Genomic DNA, 14,815 nt, shown 5'->3' with positions numbered 1-14,815 from the left:
TCGGTTCCGCAACGCCCACCGGTGTTTCGATAAGCTATGGAAAGTCTCGTGCCGAGCAATTTCGATAGAGTGTCGATATTGTTACGGCGACGTAAAACCCACAGGAGGACCAGGATTGGAACCGACGAAAACTCCGGGGGCGACGGCAGGCCGCCCCCGCCTGAGCGGATCAACCGGTGAATCACCCCGCCAGGAGATCATCCGTGAGGCGACGGCACTCTTCGTCGCCAAGGGATACGCGGAGACGACGATGAGCGAGATCGCCCGCAGCGCCGGGCTTCGACAGTCGTCGGTCTACTACTGGTTCGCCCGCAAGGAGCACATCCTGCAGGCCCTCCTCGAGGAGAACCGCGGTTCCCTCCAGGTGGCACGGGCACTGGAACCCGCACCGGGCCCGGCAGCAGCAAGGCTTTATGCGGTACTCCACGCCGACGCCGTCCAGCTGTGCGCCTCGCCCCTGGACTTCTACGAGTTCGAACGCGTGGCACGCTCGCAGCCGCAGAACTTCGGCGCCTTCTTCGAGGACTACAGCGAACTGCATCGGCTGGCCGCATCGATCATCCGGCAGGGCATCGACGCCGGCGAACTCAGGAGCGTCGAACCTGAGGCGGCCGCGACCGCCGCACTCAGCCTCAACGAGGGTCTTCAGCGCCACTACCGCCAACCACTCCCCGGGTTGCGCACCTCTACGGCCGACGACGTCTCCGCCCTCAGCGCCGACACCACGCTCGCGTCGCTCCTCCGAGCCCCCGACGATCTTCCCGCGGTCCGGACCGAGGCCGCAGCCCTGTCCGCGACCGTCGACCAGTCGGCGGAGAGTTAACGCGGCCGTAACGGTATCGATATGGCATCGAAAACGCTGAGCCCGAGCATTTAGATAGCGTATCGAAACGCTGCTCCCGGCGGGCACCGCGGGAGTGCATGCTTCTAGCCGTCATGGAGAATCGAATGGACACTGCTGCAACCGCGGGCAACACGGCGTGGGTTCTGACCGCCGTCGTCGCCGTCGCACTGATGCTTCCGGGGCTCGCCCTCTTCTACGGCGGGATGGTGAGCCGCCGGACCACCATGAACATGATGCTCATGGTGTTCGGCTCCTTCTGCGTCGTCGGAGTGCTCTGGGTGGCCTTCGGGTACTCCGCGGTCTTCGGCTCGTCCATCGGCGGGCTGGGCCTGCTCGGCAACCCGCTCGAATACGCCGGCCTGGGGCAGTTGCTCACGGCCCCCGACGATGCCGCCCTGCCACCCCTCGCGCTGGCCGCGCTGCACCTGATGTTCGCCGGCCTCACCGCAGGCATCGTGGCCGGTGCCGCCGCCGACCGCATGAAGTTCAGCGCCTGGCTGGTCTTCGCCGGCCTGTGGGCCACCCTCGTGTACTTCCCGGTGGCGCACTGGGTCTTCGCCTTCGATTCCGCCGACGGCGCGGTGCAGGGCGGCTGGATCGCCAACACCCTGGGCGCCATCGACTACGCAGGGAGCACGGCCATCCACGTCAACTCGGGCGTCGCAGCCCTCGCACTGGCGCTGGTCCTGGGCAAGCGCCGCACCTGGCCCGTCCAGCCGAAGGCACACAACCTACCCTTCACGCTGCTCGGGGTGGGGCTCCTGTTCACCGGGTGGATCGGCTTCGACGGCAGCGGCCTCGGTGCCGCCGACAACAACGCGGCAGTGGCGGTCTTCAACACCGTTGCGGCCACCTGCGCCGGCGTCTGCGTCTGGCTCCTCGTCGAGCGACTCCGTGACGGACACGCCACCACGCTCGGTGCCTCCTCCGGCGCCATCGCCGCGCTGGTCGCGATCACGCCGTCGTGCGGTGCCGTCACGCCCCTCGGTGCCCTGGCCATCGGCGCCGCGGCAGGTGTCGTCTGCTACTTCTCCGTGTCGCTGAAGTACAAGCTGGGTTTCGACGACGCGCTCGACGTCACGGCGCTGCACTTCATCGGCGGCGTGGTGGGTGGCCTGCTGATCGGCCTCATCGCGACGCCGGAGGCGCCGAGCGGAGCGAGGGGACTGCTCTACGGTGGCGGCTTCGATCTCCTGGGCCGCCAGGCCGTGGCCATCCTGGCCGTCTTCACCTACACCTTCACCGTCACCTGGGTGCTGGCGAAGGTCCTCGACAGGGCCATGGGCATCCGGGTTCCGGCCGACGTCGAGACACGCGGGATCGATATCGCGCTCCACGCCGAGAACGCCTACGAGAACGGCTCGGACAAGGCCCATTCACCCCGCGGCCACGCCGAGCAGTTGCATGATCTGGAGGAGGCGGACGCGACGGTCGAGCCGCGCGTCTGAGTTAGCGGGGCGGCATCGTCGTCCCGCTCCCTCAGCGCCAGCGGTAGCGGCACCCTCCTGCCTAGCGGTCAGCTATCCAGGCACCACGGGCTGCACGACGCCGGGTGCCGGGTGCAGGGGCGGTGTCGACAGCGATTCGGCGAACTGCTGGAACGCTCCCGCCCCGATCCAGAGCACCAGGGCCAGCAGCACGAGGCGGCCCATCGCACCGAGACAGCCCGGCTCCTTCTTTCGGCGTCGTCGGCTGGCAGGGGTGGCGGCCCGAACGCGAGGCGGCATATGCGGTCGACTGGAGGCAACGGGGTGGGCGGCAGCTGCCCGCCGAGCAGCGAGCAGCGGGGACTCAACCGGGGGTCGATCGAGCAGGGCCGTCGTCGATACCGCAGGGCTCGTCGGCCCCGCCAGCAGCCCCTCCAGGTACTCGTGAATAGCGTTGACGAACGGCTTCTCGAGCACCGGTGGGAGCGCCAGCACCGCATCAACCAGCCGATCGATCCCGACAACTATCGCGCCCGTAACCGTCGCCCCCTTGAGGTCGGGGTGGCCCACCAGACAGATCCAAGCCTTGGTCATACTCCGATGCTGCGGCTCGAGCAGAACGGCAACGGCGCTGCATTGCTCGAGCAGGGATGCCGTCTCACGCTTCCGTGTATAGCCGTTCTGGCACAGCTCACCGTTGCGCAGGCGCACATCGCCCGACCAGTTCTTGGCATCGATGATCAGGATCCCACCGGGTCCGATCGCGATGTGATCAATGTTCGCCCTCGGCCGGCCCGGCCAGTGCACGTCGTGGAGGACTTTCCAGCCGTGCGGTTCCAGCCAGCGCAGCTGCTCACCCACGCGGGCTTCGCCCTCAGCCCCGGCGAGCCACGCCTGCTGGGCCTTACGCGCCTGCTCGAGTTCCGTCTCCAGCCGGGAGACCCGCTCCCCCATCCGCCGTGCCTGTTCGGCGGCACCCTGACCTGCTTCCACGTTCTCCCCCTATGCCTGCCGCCCAAGCCTAGAAGGGCTTGAATGCCGGGAAGCGAAGGAAAGCCCTAGGAGAACCTCAGGATTCGGGTGAGCGTCCACGTCGCGTTCTCGGTCCCGCGCCCCTGTGCGGGCAAAGTAGAGACGACGGGTCGCACGACCCTTGCCGCGCGCGAAAAGCCGCACCACAATCGAGCGATGGAACAGCGAAGCCCAGAGGAAACCCTGAAGGAGTCCTACCCCGGAATCGGCATCGCCCTCGGGGCGGGGGCCGGATGTGCCATCGGGGTGGCGATCGCCGGTGGACCCGGCATCGCGATGGGCGCCGCCATCGGGGCGGGTGTCGGTCTCGTCGTCGGCGCGATCGCCCGGTCATTGTCCGGCCCATCGGCGTCCGGTCCATCGTCTGGCTCACCGACGGGGTCGTCGTCGGGAAGTCACGACGCCTGATCTCAAGCGCTGGACCCGGACGTGGACTGCGGCGGCCTCAGCCTGAGCCGGCCGCGATCCGGACCGGGAGTCCGCCCGTCAGGCGCCCAAAGACCGCCAGTCCTTCCGGGCTGCCCAGATCAGGAAGGCGAGTGCCGGGACGCTCCACAGCCAGAAACCCCAGCCGAACAGCATGAGCCCCACGTGGAACGCGATGACGCCGATCCAGCCGGCCTTCGCCCACTGGCCGCCGCGCAGGAGCAGGACGCCCAGGGTGGCCTCACCCGCTGAGAGCGCGAGTCCCCAGCGCGCCGGAGCGGCCATGAAGATGCTGTCCCAGGCCCTTTCGACGAGCGGGATGAACGACTCCTGGGCGAAGTCCGCATACAACTGCGCATCGGCCATGACGATCCCGAGGTGAATTCCTCCCGTGAACACGAAGAACCCGCCCACGATCTTCCGGACCAGGCCCGTCCGCGTCCGGCCCTCGCTGTGATCGGGAGCGGATGGCCTGTCCTTCGTGATCTTCAGCATGATCGCCTCGGCTTCCGGGTGGGCCGCAGCACGGGCGGCGGATCGTCTCCCTTTCCATTGTTGTGTCCGCAACGACGGAGCACAGGGCCGTTGGTCCCCGGCCGGAAGCCCGCCTACGCGTCATCCCGCGCAGTCCCGCGGACCTTCGGCCCTGTCAGGGAAGGGACCGTCCCGTAATGCTGGACGAGGATCCCGGCCCGGTACCTCCGGAAAGCAGGCGACACATCATGGCCACGAGCCTCGACGCAGAGCCCACCTTCTCCCACCGTGTACGCACGTTGATGGAGCCCATCTGGGCCGACCGCCGGGTGGGCGCTGCCGTGGCACTGGCCGTCACCGTCGGCTGCGGCCTCCTGCTGGGCTGGTGGACTCCCCGCGGACCCCTCACCACCGCCGAGTCGCTCGGCACGATGGTCCTCTGCCTGCTGGTCGGCGCCGCCGTCGGATTCATCCTCAAGTCGCGGTGGGCCATGCTGGCTGCGCCCGTGGTGGTCGTCGTCGTCTTCGAGCTCACGCGTATCGGCACGGACGGGCCCACCGTCGACGAAATCGCCACCAGCCCCTACGGCATCCTCGCGTTCATCGTCGGGCGTGGTTTCCACGCCCTCCTCGCCCTCCCCCCGATGATCCTGGGCGCAGCGCTCGGCGCCGGAGCGGCACGACGACTCACGCGCTCCCCCGACCAGACCCACCGGGCGGGTGTCGGCGTCGTCGTCCGCCGTGCCGTGGCGGCTCTCACGGCGGTGGCGATCATCGCGCTCGCGGTGGTTCTCGCCCGGCCGGCCAGCACGGCCCCCATCGAGGCCGCGGACGGTGAGCCTGTGACCGAAAGCATCACCGAACTCACCACGGTGGAGACCGGAGGCAAGGACCTCGGCCTCATGCTGCGCGGCGCCGACGTCGAAAACCCCGTCCTGCTGTTCCTCGCCGGCGGCCCCGGTGGGTCCGAGCTGGGCGCGATGCGCAACCATCTGCAGGAACTGGAGGAGCACTTCGTCGTCGCCACCCTGGACCAGCGGGGTACTGGCACGTCGTACTCCGAGCTGGATCCGGCGTCCACCCTCACCCTCGAGAGCTCCGTCGAGGACGCGATCACCGTCACGAACGTCCTGCGGGAGCGCTTCGACGAGGACAAGATCTACCTGTCGGGACAGTCGGGCGGGACGATCTACGGCGTCCTCGCGGTCCAGCAGGCGCCGGAGCTCTACCACGCGTACATCGGTACCGGCCAGATGGTCAGCCCGCTCGAGACCGACACCATCTTCTACGAGGACACCCTCGCCTGGGCCGAGCGATCCGGCGACACGGCCCTGGTGGAGGAGCTGGAACGGATCGGTCCGCCACCCTACGAGGACATGCTGGACTACGAGACCGCGCTGGCCTACGAGCACCAGGTGTACCCCTACGACCACACCGGCAATTCGGAGGGCGAGGGCGGGTTCTCGGAGAACTTCCTCGTCCCCGAATACACCCTCACCGATCAGGTCCATCTGCTCGGATCGTTCATGGACACCTTCTCGGTCATCTACCCCCAGCTCCAGGACACCGACTTCCGCACCGACGTCACCAGCCTCGACGTCTCCGTCTACTTCGTGCAGGGCGCCCACGAGGCCGGCGGCCGCGCCGAGCCGTTCGCGGAATGGTTCGAGCTGCTCGAGGCCCCGGTCAAAGAGGCCACCGAACTCGCGACCTCCGGACACCGTCCGCTGTTCGAGCAGCCCGACGACTTCGTGGCCTATCTCCGCGACACCGTGCTCGTCAGGACGCCGCCGTCCTGACCGGCCGGCCTCGGGAGGACAGCACGTCCGCGCCGATGGTGCAGCAGTGTGCAGGACCGGCCCCGCCACAAATACAGGATTCGCCCGACGCGGGAGAGGCACCCGGCTTCATAGCGTCGTCCGCATGAACCTTCCCGTGATCGCCGGAATCATCTCGACCGTGCTGTTCGCCCTGTCGACGCTGCCGATGCTGCTGAAGGCCGTGCGCACGCGCAACATGGAGTCCTACAGCTTGGGGCACATGGTGCTCGGCAATGTCGCCAACGTCGTCCACTCGGTGTACGTCTTCAGCCTGCCGGCGGGGCCCATCTGGATGCTCCACGCGTTCTATGGTGTCTCGACGGCGCTCATGCTCGTCTGGTACCTGCGCTTCTCGAGGACACCACAAGCAGCGGGCGGCGCCGGCGTCGTTCCAGGTACAACCGCCGCCGACGGCGGAACGGCCGCCGACCGGCGCGACGCCTGACCCGCACGCTGGCGGCTGCGCGAGGGCCCCGGCCAGCCGATAGAAATGCCGTGGTGCGGAAGGCCCCGCAGGACTACCGTTGATGACCTGATGGAGACCGAGGAGATCACCGAACTCCTGAGCGCCGGGCGGGCGGCCCATGCCCGGGGCGAATGGCGCGCCGCGTTCGAGGCCCTGAGCGCGGCCGACGCCGCCACTCCCCTGGCCGTCGACGACCTCGAACTGCTCGGCAGCGCCGCGTGGTGGAGCGGCAACGTGAAGGAGAACTGCGAGGTCTCGGAGCGGGTCTTCCAGCACCACTGCCAGGACGGATCTCTGCCGCGGGCCGCGATGAAGGCGCTGGAGCTCGCCCTCCTCTGGGTGACCCGGGGAGACCTCGCCGTCGGCTCCGGGTGGATCAGCCGCGCCCGGCGCATCCTCCGGGACCTGCCCGAGAGCCCTGCCCACGGGTATCTCCTCTATCTGGAGGCCGTCCTGGAGCTGGACTTCTCGGGCACCGCCCCGCCGCCGTCGTACGCCTCGCGGCTCCGCACGATGAGCGAGCGCTTCGCCGACCCCGCGCTGATGTCCTTCGGGCTCGTGCTGTCCGGACTCGCCGACGTGCGCAGCGGCGAGACGGCGCGGGGCTTCGCCGAACTGGACGAGGCGATGCTGCCGGTGCTCGCCAACCGGATAGCCCTGGAATGGGTGGGCGACATCTACTGCACGGTGATCCACGTGTGCCACGAGCTCGCCGACTACCGCCGTATGCGCTCGTGGACCGCGGCCACCGAACGGTGGTGCGCCCGCTTCGGCAGCGAGGTCATGTACACCGGGGTCTGCCGCGTGCACCGCCTCGAACTGCTGAGCATCGAAGGCGGCTGGCACGACGTCGAACCGCAGATCGAGCGCGCCAGCGCCGATCTCGTGGACAGGGACACCTGGGCCGCCGGCGAGGGCTACTACCAGCTCGGGGAGATCCGGCGGATGCGCGGGGACCCGGACGGCGCTCGGTCCGCGTATGCGCTGGCGAGGAGCTGCGGTATCGAGCCCCAGCCGGGGCTCGCGCTGCTGGAAGGAGCGGACGGCGACGACGAGGCCGCCTACGCCGGGCTCCTCGCCGCACTGCAGGGACGGGACCGGCTCGCGCGGGCGCGGCTGCTGGGTACCGCTGTCGAGGCGGCGCTGCGGCTCGGGCTGGGGCAGGAGGCCGAGGAGCTGTGCAGCGAACTCGAGCACACGGCCGAGCACTACGGGAGCGCCGGGTTCCGCGCATGGGCGCAGAAGGCGCGGGGCATCCTGCTGCTCACCAGCTCCAACCCCGCCGAGGCCCTCGCATCATTCCAGGGTGCCCGGCGCTTCTTCGAGGACGCCCGGGCCCGCTACCCGAGCGCCGTCATCCACCGGTGGGAGGCCCTGGCGTACGAGGCGCTGGGCCAGCCGCAGGCTGCGGCCTGGAACACCGCGGCCGCGCGGACCATCTTCGAGGAGCTCGGCGCCACCGCCGAGCTGCGACCCATGGTGGCGCGCAGCGCACCGGGCGGGCTGACCGCGCGGGAACTCGAGGTGCTCGCCGCGATCACCTCCGGCGCGTCGAACCGGGAGGTTGCACGGCAGCTGTTCATCAGCGAGAAGACCGTGGGACGGCATCTCGCGAACATCTTCGGGAAAATCGACGTCACCTCGCGCACCGCCGCGGCCGCCTGGGCGCGCGAGAACGGCGTCGCCCCGGGCGGCTGATCGCCCGCTGCTGCTGGCCCGCCGCTTCGTGGTCCGCCCCTTCGTGGTCCGCCCCTTCGTGGTCCGCCCCTTCGTGGTCTGCCCCTTCCGTCATCGCCGTCGTGCCGCGTGCCGTCGTCGCCGCCCTTCCGCCGTCGCCGTCGTTCCGCCCCTCGCCGTCGTGCATCATTCACACCAGTGCCGCGCGGCAGGAATGCAGCGTTCGCCCGAAGCAGCGCCGGGAACCTGATTCCTAGGCTCGATGCAGCGGGACAAGCCCGCACGAACCCTGGGAGCACACCATGTCAGTCAGTACGGAACTCGGAACCGCCGACGCCGACCTCGCGGCCGTCGAAGCCTTCGGCGAGCGGTGCATCGGCCTGCTCAACGGCGGCAGTATCGCCGTCCTCATGAGCATCGGGCACCAGACGGGCCTGTTCGACGCCCTCGCCACCCTGCCCGCCGCGACGAGCGGGGAGATCGCCCGGACCGCCGGCCTCAACGAACGCTACGTCCGGGAGTGGCTCGGCGGCATGGCGTCGGCCGGAGTCCTCACCTACGAGCCGGCCGACAGGACCTTCGCGCTTCCCGCGACGCACTCAGCCCTGCTCACCACCGCCGCGGGACCGGACAACCTGGCGCGCATCATGCAGTACGTCAGCATGATGGGCGAGATGGAGCAGCGAATCGTGGACTGCTTTCGGAACGGCGGCGGTCTGTCCTACACCGACTACCCGCGCTTCCACTCGATCATGGCCGAGGAGAGCGCCGGGGTGAACGACGCCGCGCTCATCGACACGATCCTGCCCCTGATCCCCGATCTTGCCGAGCGGCTGCGGGCGGGCATCGAGGTCGCGGACATCGGCTGCGGCAGCGGCCACGCGGTCAACCTGATGGCCAAGGCGTTCCCCGCGAGCACGTTCACGGGCTACGACTTCTCCGAGGAGGCCATCGCTGCGGCCCGGGCGGAGGCCACGAACCTGGGCTTGGACAACGCCCGCTTCGTCCTGTGCGACGTCGCCCAGCTGGACGAGACCGATGCCTTCGACGCGATCACGGTCTTCGATGCGATCCACGACCAGGCCGACCCCGCGGGTGTGCTGCACGCCATGTTCACCGCACTGCGCAGCGGCGGCAGCCTCCTCATGGCGGACATCAAGGCCTCGAGCAACGTGGAGGACAACATCGAGCTGCCGTGGGCGTCGTTCCTGTACGCCCTCTCGACCGTCCACTGCATGAGCGTCTCGCTCGGGCTCGACGGCGCCGGCCTCGGCACCGTGTGGGGGACGCAGCTCGCGCAGACGATGCTCGGCGAGGCGGGGTTCTCGGAGATCGAGGAGAAGGCGATCGCCTCCGACCCGTTCAACGCCTACTTCACGGCGTCGAAGGGGTGAGCCGGTCCTCCGGGACCCTGCTCCGCGCTCGGCGGGCGGCCCGTCAGAGTCGCCCGCCAACCGCGCGTCAGGCGTCCGCCGTGCCGACCCGGTTCGCAGCGGACAGCCGCCGGTCACGGAGGAACTCGACGACGCCGAACACCAGGAGTGCCGCGACGGTGAACCATGCCCCTGCCAGCGACCACTCGGGTGCCACCACGGCGATGAGCACGCCGACGACGATCAGCGGCAGGGCGAGCAGCAGGAACGAGCGCATGCCGTAGAGATACACGAACGGAAGGTAGTGGGCCCCCACGAGCACCATCGCCGCAGGGAAGAAACGATTCGGCTGGGGTGCGGTGAGGGCGAGAACCACGAGGAGGCCGAGGGGGATCTGCATGGCCAGCTGGAACGCCAGCGCGGACATCGGGTGACCCTTCGGCAGCGAGGCCGGACCGCTCAGGACCTTGAGCCCGAGGGTCGTCAGCGGGAAGATCAGCATTCCTCCGAGGAACAGGGCCCACGCGGCGGTGATCATGGAGTCCTGCGAGGCGACGATAGAGGACACTCCCCATACGAGCGCCGTGACGAGCTGCCCTACCGACCCTCGACGGTAGACCCGGCGTACGTCCTCCTGAGCTGCGGCAATGAGCATGCGTCCCTCCCGGTGACACCGGGGGCGATCGTCGACCGCGCGCCGGTTGTCCGCTGACCCTAACCATAGTGGCGGCGAACCGCGCTGGGACGCCCGGCGGTCAGGAGCGAACCGGCAGCATTGTCTCGAGGTACGCGATGATCGCCGCCACGCCCGCCTCGAAGCCGAGGTCCGAGCGCTTCCCGTCCAGTGACGCCCCGGCGAAGGCACCGTGCAGCGCGGGCTGGCCTTCGGCGTCGGCGAGCCAGGACAGCTCCGGTGACGCCATGTCCAGCGCGGACCCGAGCATGAAGCTGTCCAGCACGGTCACGGCGACCACGACGTCGTTCGCAGCGAAGCCCTGCTCCACGAACACCGCGGCGAGGTGCTCGTAGATGCCGAGCGTCGCGGTGTCCGTCACGGCCTCCCCCACGAGCAGCGGGATGGCCTTCGCATGCTGACCGAGGGCGCTGCGGTAGCTCCTCGCCCAGGCGGCCGCCCGGTCGCGCCAGTCCGGGCCGGCCGTGAAGAAGTCCCCCGCCGCCAGGGCGTCGGAGCCGATGACGGACCGGATCCCGTTGATGATCTCGGGGCGCCCGTGCACGTGGTGGTAGATGGAGGACGGGCTGACCGACAGCTTCTTCGCCAGCCCGGGCAGGGTGAAGTCCCCGAACTCGTCGACCAGCTCCAGTGCTGCCCGATAGATCTTCTCCGGCGACAGAATCGCCTGGCGTGGCCGCCCCATGGTCCCCCTTGTACCGGCGGCTGAGCCGCCCTCTGCGTTCTGTCCCTAGCGTGCCGGCCACGCTACCGTCGCCGACGCCGCCGTCGTGGCCGCCGTCGTGGCTGCCGTCGTCGTGGCCGGGGTCGCTCCAAACGTCGTCGTCGTTCTCGTCGTGCTCAGAACATGATGACGCTACGGGCGCGCTCGCCCTGGCGCATCGCGTCGAAGGCCTCGTTGACCTCGTCCAGACTAATCCGGTGCGAGATGAGCCGGTCCACGGGCAGGCGCCCCGCGAGGTACAGCGCGGCCAGGCGCGGGAAGTCCCGCCCGGGCACGGTCGAACCGTAGTTGGAGCCGATGAGCGACTTCCCGCTCTCCGCGAGCATCAGGGCGTCGATGGAGACCGGGCTGTCCTCCGGCGGCAGGCCCACGATCACGGCCTTGCCGCCCGGGGCGATCAGCGAGGGCAGGGACTCGATGGTCTGCACCCTCCCGATCGCCTCGAACGCGTAGGCGGCGCCTCCCCCGGTGATCGCGGCGATTTCCTCCGCGAGTCCTTCCGACGGCACCAGCGTGTGGGTGGCACCGAACTCCCGCGCCGCAGCGAGCTTGTCCTCGCTGAGGTCGACGGCGATGATCGGGTTCGCCCCGACGAGCCGCAGCGCCATGATGATCGAGAGCCCCACGCCGCCGGTCCCGACGACGACGGCGGACGTGCCCGCCTCCACGCCGGCGTCGTTCACCACGGCTCCGAAGCCCGTGGCGACGGAGCAGCCGATGAGGCTGGCGACGTCGAACGGGACCTCGTCGGGGATGCGGATGGCGCCGGCCTCGGGGACGACGGCGTATTCGCTCATGGACCCCACGGTCAGGTACGGGAACGCGCGGTCGCCGCCGAGGGTGAGCGGGCTGGTGCCGTCGGGCAGGAGGCACTCCTCGGACCGGCTGCCCGTGCACACGTAGGACTTCCCCGACAGGCACGCGGTGCAGCGCCGGCAGGGGTAGAACCAGGAGAGGATCACGTGGTCGCCCACCGCGACGTCGGTGACGCCGTCGCCGATCGCCTCGACGGTGCCGGCGCCCTCATGGCCCATTACCGTGGGCGAGGGCAGCGTCCAGTCGCCGTCGAGCACATGGCGGTCCGATCCGCACACCCCCGACGCGCCCATCCGGACGAGGACGGTGCCCGGACCGGGGTCGGCGACGTCGACGGTGGTCAGGTCGAGGTCCTGCGACCCGGTGCGGTGGACGGCGGCGCGGGACGTGCGGCTCACGCGCGACCGTCGACCTTCTCCACGTCCGCCGCGTAGCCGCCGACGCCGCGGCGCACGTAGAGGACCTTCGCGAGGACGTAGTAGACGACTCCGCCGACGATCGCGGCAGGGAAGGACGCCGTGATGTAGCCGAAGACGGGCAGGGCGGTGAGCGTGACCGGGTTGTAGATCACGAGGTAGAAGGAGGCTCCGACGACGACGGCGGCCATGCCGGCCAAGTTGACGCCACCGTGGAAGTGGTAGGCGCTCTCGTGACGGTGGCGGTAGAGGTCCTCGAGGACGACGCGCTGGCGGCGCAGCAGGAAGTAGTCGGCGATGATCGCCCCGCACATGGGCGCCAGGAACGCGCCGCTGAGGGTCACGAACACCATGAACCGCTGGTACATAAAGCCCGGGAAGAACGCGAGGACGGCCGGCAGGACGAAGAACGCTGCGCACAGCCACGCCCACCGGACCCCGGAGAGCAGATTCCCGCTGGCCTGCCGGAGGGCGAGCACCGTGGAGTAGACGATCGAGGACGTGCTGGTGATGTTCGCGAAGGCGATGAACAGCAGGATGAACGCGCCGAGGACCGGGCCGCCGAACGGCAGCATCCAGACGGTGGGATCGGAATCGCCGAGGGTCAGGGCCGCGGCCATGCCGACGACCTGAGCGATCAGCGTGGCGCCGAACAGCCCGAGGTAGGACGGCCAGAGGGCGGCCTTGGGGGTCTTGGTCAGCCGGGCGAGCGATCCCATGACCGGGTACCAGGACACGCCGACGCCCACGTTGAACTCGACGGCGAGGGCGAAGTTGAGACGCTCGTCCTCGAACGGGGCGAGCGGTGCGGCGCTGAACAGTGCGTCCCACGAAGTGTTGAGGACCAGGAAGACCATGAGGAACACGGTCACGACGATCAGGCCCGGGGCGATGAACTTGTTGAAGCGGCCGATGGTCACGGGTCCACGGGAGAGGATCCACCAGGAGACGGCGATCGCGACGAGGGCGAAGACCGTGACCATGAGGCTCTCCGGGCCGAAGCCGGTACCGAACGTCGAGTTGGAGACCTGCGTGACGGCCCGGCCGACCATGATCGCCAGCAGCGAGGACCAGCCCATCTCGGTGATCAGAATGACGGTGAAGACGAGGAATCCCACACCCACGAGACCGAAGACGGGCCTGAGGATGGTGTACTGCTCCACGCCGTAGCGCTGGCTGGCGACGACGCTGGCCAGGACCATGAAGCCGAGGCCGATCGCGTTGCCGATGATCATCGCGGCGATGCCCTGCTGGAAGCCGACGAGCAGCGCCGTCGACCCTCCGACGAGGAACGCCCACGTGGCGATGGCGAGGCTGATGTTGACGCCGGTGAAGTCGGCGCCGTTCCAGATGCGCTCGCTGCGCAGCAGGGGCAGCGAGCCGAGCGACCCGCCGTCGCCGGCGTCGTTCTTCGTGCCGCCGGCGCTTTGCGTGCCGCCGGTGCTTCGCGTGCTTTCAGTGCTCACAGCGCCAGCACCAGGAACCCGGCGAGCGTGATCCCGAGGGTCACGAGGGCGTACAGGCCGAGGTGCCGCCCCGAGAGGGCGGCGCGTGAGGCGTCGTCGTGCTCGTGGGCGGCGATCTCGCCGAGTCGGTGATGCAGGTCTCGCGCCGTCGCGTCGGTGGGAACCATTGCGTTTCTCCAATAATCGAATGTCATTCGGTTCGGGTACATCGTTGTGCCTATCATGAGGGCTGTCAATGGATCGGCCGTCGGATTCTGCGCAGACCACCTGCCAGCCGGCCGGCTTCCCGGAAGGAGTCGTGGTGCCCGCTCTCGCTGTGCTCCAGGCTGCAGGGACGGTCGGCGCCGTGGAGGAGAACCTGCGTCGCCTCGACGGGTACGCGGCGCGCGCCGCCGCCCAGGGTGCGGAGATCCTCGTGACCCCGGAGCTCTTCGCCACCGGCTACGCTCCTGCCTCCGCCGCGGAGTCCGACGGGCAGGGTGTCCGGGACGCGCTCGCGTGCATCGCTCGGCGGTACCGGATCGTGCTGGTCGGATCGTCGGTCGAGACCACCCCCGACGCACGGCACATCACCGCGTCCCTGTTCGACCACCAGGGCGCGGAGCTGACCCGTTACCGGAAGGCGCACCTGTTCGGGGCCGAGGAGCAGTCGGTCTTCGTCCCGGGCGACGAGCGTCCCGAGACGGTGCGGCTGTTGGGCATGACGGTGGCGCTCGGTATCTGCTACGACGTCGAGTTCCCGGAATTCGTGCGGAGCGCGGCCCAGCGCGGCGCCGATCTGCTGCTCGTCCCGACGGCGGTGCCCGCCACGGGCGACGTCGGGAACCGGCCTCCGGCGCACACGTACAACGCGGAGCGCATCTCGACGCTGCTGGTGCCGGCGCGGGCCCTCGAGAACGGCGTGTATATCGCCTACGCGAACCACACGCTGCCCGGTTTCACAGGACTGAGCTGCATCGCGAGCCCGTACGGGACGTTCCTCGGCCTTGCCGGGGACGGCGAGGAACTGCTCTTCGCGGGCGTGGACCCGGCCGAGGTTCGCCGTGCCAGGGAGCTCAACACCTACCTGACGTGCCGGCGTCCGGAGCTCTTCGGCTGAATGCGACCGGCTGTTTCGTGCCGGTGTCTGGAGTTGTTCGCCACACTTCTGCCAGGTGTTC

15 protein-coding genes are annotated in these 14,815 nt (G+C 69.3%); 8 read left to right on the top strand and 7 right to left on the bottom strand.

Features of this window, described 5'->3' with window-relative positions; all coding sequences use genetic code 11:
- The first annotated feature begins 115 nt into the window (after positions 1–115).
- Both ACX80F_RS12065 and ACX80F_RS12060 read left to right on the top strand, forming a co-directional pair.
- Positions 116–823: a TetR/AcrR family transcriptional regulator gene (locus ACX80F_RS12065; protein ID WP_459336640.1), complete on the top strand. Its 708-nt coding sequence runs from the start codon at positions 116–118 to the stop codon at positions 821–823.
- Positions 824–948: 125 nt separating this feature from the next.
- Positions 949–2,292: an ammonium transporter gene (locus ACX80F_RS12060; RefSeq protein WP_459336639.1), complete on the top strand. Its 1,344-nt coding sequence runs from the start codon at positions 949–951 to the stop codon at positions 2,290–2,292.
- A 72-nt stretch (positions 2,293–2,364) separates the two neighbouring features.
- On the opposite strand, the gene ACX80F_RS12055 is transcribed toward ACX80F_RS12060, so the two are convergent.
- Complete coding sequence (locus ACX80F_RS12055; RefSeq protein WP_459336638.1) at positions 2,365–3,264, bottom strand: nuclease-related domain-containing protein; 900 nt, start codon at positions 3,262–3,264, stop codon at positions 2,365–2,367.
- A 195-nt stretch (positions 3,265–3,459) separates the two neighbouring features.
- Here ACX80F_RS12055 and ACX80F_RS12050 point away from each other — a divergent pair, with 195 nt between their 5' ends.
- Complete coding sequence (locus tag ACX80F_RS12050) at positions 3,460–3,711, top strand: hypothetical protein (RefSeq protein ID WP_459336637.1); 252 nt, start codon at positions 3,460–3,462, stop codon at positions 3,709–3,711.
- A gap of 78 nt (positions 3,712–3,789) precedes the next feature.
- Here ACX80F_RS12050 and ACX80F_RS12045 read toward each other — a convergent pair whose 3' ends face one another.
- Complete coding sequence (locus tag ACX80F_RS12045; protein ID WP_459336636.1) at positions 3,790–4,224, bottom strand: hypothetical protein; 435 nt, start codon at positions 4,222–4,224, stop codon at positions 3,790–3,792.
- Between the two features lie 227 nt (positions 4,225–4,451).
- Here ACX80F_RS12045 and ACX80F_RS12040 point away from each other — a divergent pair, with 227 nt between their 5' ends.
- The 4 genes from ACX80F_RS12040 (at position 4,452) to ACX80F_RS12025 (ending at position 9,560) form a co-directional block, all read left to right on the top strand.
- Entirely contained in the window at positions 4,452–6,002 is a 1,551-nt protein-coding gene (locus ACX80F_RS12040) for an alpha/beta fold hydrolase (RefSeq protein ID WP_459336635.1), read from the top strand.
- Positions 6,003–6,126: 124 nt separating this feature from the next.
- Positions 6,127–6,468 (top strand): hypothetical protein, encoded by a 342-nt coding sequence (locus ACX80F_RS12035; RefSeq protein WP_459336634.1) that lies wholly within the window; start codon positions 6,127–6,129, stop codon positions 6,466–6,468.
- Positions 6,469–6,558: 90 nt separating this feature from the next.
- A complete protein-coding gene (locus ACX80F_RS12030) occupies positions 6,559–8,187 on the top strand; it encodes a LuxR C-terminal-related transcriptional regulator (protein ID WP_459336633.1) in 1,629 nt (542 codons plus the stop codon).
- Between the two features lie 281 nt (positions 8,188–8,468).
- A complete protein-coding gene (locus tag ACX80F_RS12025; protein WP_459336632.1) occupies positions 8,469–9,560 on the top strand; it encodes a class I SAM-dependent methyltransferase in 1,092 nt (363 codons plus the stop codon).
- A gap of 67 nt (positions 9,561–9,627) precedes the next feature.
- On the opposite strand, the gene ACX80F_RS12020 is transcribed toward ACX80F_RS12025, so the two are convergent.
- The 5 genes from ACX80F_RS12020 to ACX80F_RS12000 all read right to left on the bottom strand — a co-directional run bounded on the left by ACX80F_RS12020 (position 9,628) and on the right by ACX80F_RS12000 (position 13,822).
- Entirely contained in the window at positions 9,628–10,194 is a 567-nt protein-coding gene (locus tag ACX80F_RS12020; RefSeq protein ID WP_459336631.1) for a DUF7010 family protein, read from the bottom strand.
- Between the two features lie 100 nt (positions 10,195–10,294).
- Positions 10,295–10,918: a TetR/AcrR family transcriptional regulator C-terminal domain-containing protein gene (locus ACX80F_RS12015; protein WP_459336630.1), complete on the bottom strand. Its 624-nt coding sequence runs from the start codon at positions 10,916–10,918 to the stop codon at positions 10,295–10,297.
- 155 nt (positions 10,919–11,073) lie between these two features.
- A complete protein-coding gene (locus tag ACX80F_RS12010; RefSeq protein WP_459336629.1) occupies positions 11,074–12,171 on the bottom strand; it encodes an alcohol dehydrogenase catalytic domain-containing protein in 1,098 nt (365 codons plus the stop codon).
- Positions 12,168–13,655 carry a purine-cytosine permease family protein gene (locus ACX80F_RS12005; RefSeq protein WP_459336628.1) on the bottom strand — a complete coding sequence of 496 codons (1,488 nt, stop codon included), beginning with the start codon at positions 13,653–13,655 and terminating at the stop codon, positions 12,168–12,170. The genes ACX80F_RS12010 and ACX80F_RS12005 overlap by 4 nt, the downstream gene beginning before the upstream one ends.
- Positions 13,652–13,822, bottom strand: a complete 171-nt coding sequence (locus ACX80F_RS12000; protein WP_459336627.1) for a hypothetical protein — start codon at positions 13,820–13,822, stop codon at positions 13,652–13,654. Before ACX80F_RS12000 ends, ACX80F_RS12005 begins: the two co-directional genes overlap by 4 nt.
- Positions 13,823–13,956: 134 nt before the next feature.
- Between ACX80F_RS12000 and ACX80F_RS11995 the strand changes: the two genes are divergently transcribed.
- Complete coding sequence (locus ACX80F_RS11995) at positions 13,957–14,754, top strand: nitrilase-related carbon-nitrogen hydrolase (RefSeq protein ID WP_459336626.1); 798 nt, start codon at positions 13,957–13,959, stop codon at positions 14,752–14,754.
- The last annotated feature ends 61 nt before the right edge of the window (positions 14,755–14,815 follow it).

Source organism: Arthrobacter sp. TMS2-4, from assembly GCF_054511075.1.
This window is presented reverse-complemented; position numbering and strand designations above follow the sequence as displayed.

Excerpts from the sequence above, each read along its gene's own strand:
- ACX80F_RS12060 (WP_459336639.1), top strand. The coding sequence starts at position 949 with ATGGACACTGCTGCAACCGCGGGCAACACGGCGTGGGTTCTGACCGCC.
- ACX80F_RS12050 (WP_459336637.1), top strand. The coding sequence starts at position 3,460 with ATGGAACAGCGAAGCCCAGAGGAAACCCTGAAGGAGTCCTACCCCGGA.
- ACX80F_RS12045 (WP_459336636.1), bottom strand. The coding sequence starts at position 4,224 with ATGCTGAAGATCACGAAGGACAGGCCATCCGCTCCCGATCACAGCGAG.
- ACX80F_RS12040 (WP_459336635.1), top strand. The coding sequence starts at position 4,452 with ATGGCCACGAGCCTCGACGCAGAGCCCACCTTCTCCCACCGTGTACGC.
- ACX80F_RS12035 (WP_459336634.1), top strand. The coding sequence starts at position 6,127 with ATGAACCTTCCCGTGATCGCCGGAATCATCTCGACCGTGCTGTTCGCC.
- ACX80F_RS12030 (WP_459336633.1), top strand. The coding sequence starts at position 6,559 with ATGGAGACCGAGGAGATCACCGAACTCCTGAGCGCCGGGCGGGCGGCC.
- ACX80F_RS12025 (WP_459336632.1), top strand. The coding sequence starts at position 8,469 with ATGTCAGTCAGTACGGAACTCGGAACCGCCGACGCCGACCTCGCGGCC.
- ACX80F_RS12020 (WP_459336631.1), bottom strand. The coding sequence starts at position 10,194 with ATGCTCATTGCCGCAGCTCAGGAGGACGTACGCCGGGTCTACCGTCGA.
- ACX80F_RS12015 (WP_459336630.1), bottom strand. The coding sequence starts at position 10,918 with ATGGGGCGGCCACGCCAGGCGATTCTGTCGCCGGAGAAGATCTATCGG.
- ACX80F_RS12000 (WP_459336627.1), bottom strand. The coding sequence starts at position 13,822 with ATGGTTCCCACCGACGCGACGGCGCGAGACCTGCATCACCGACTCGGC.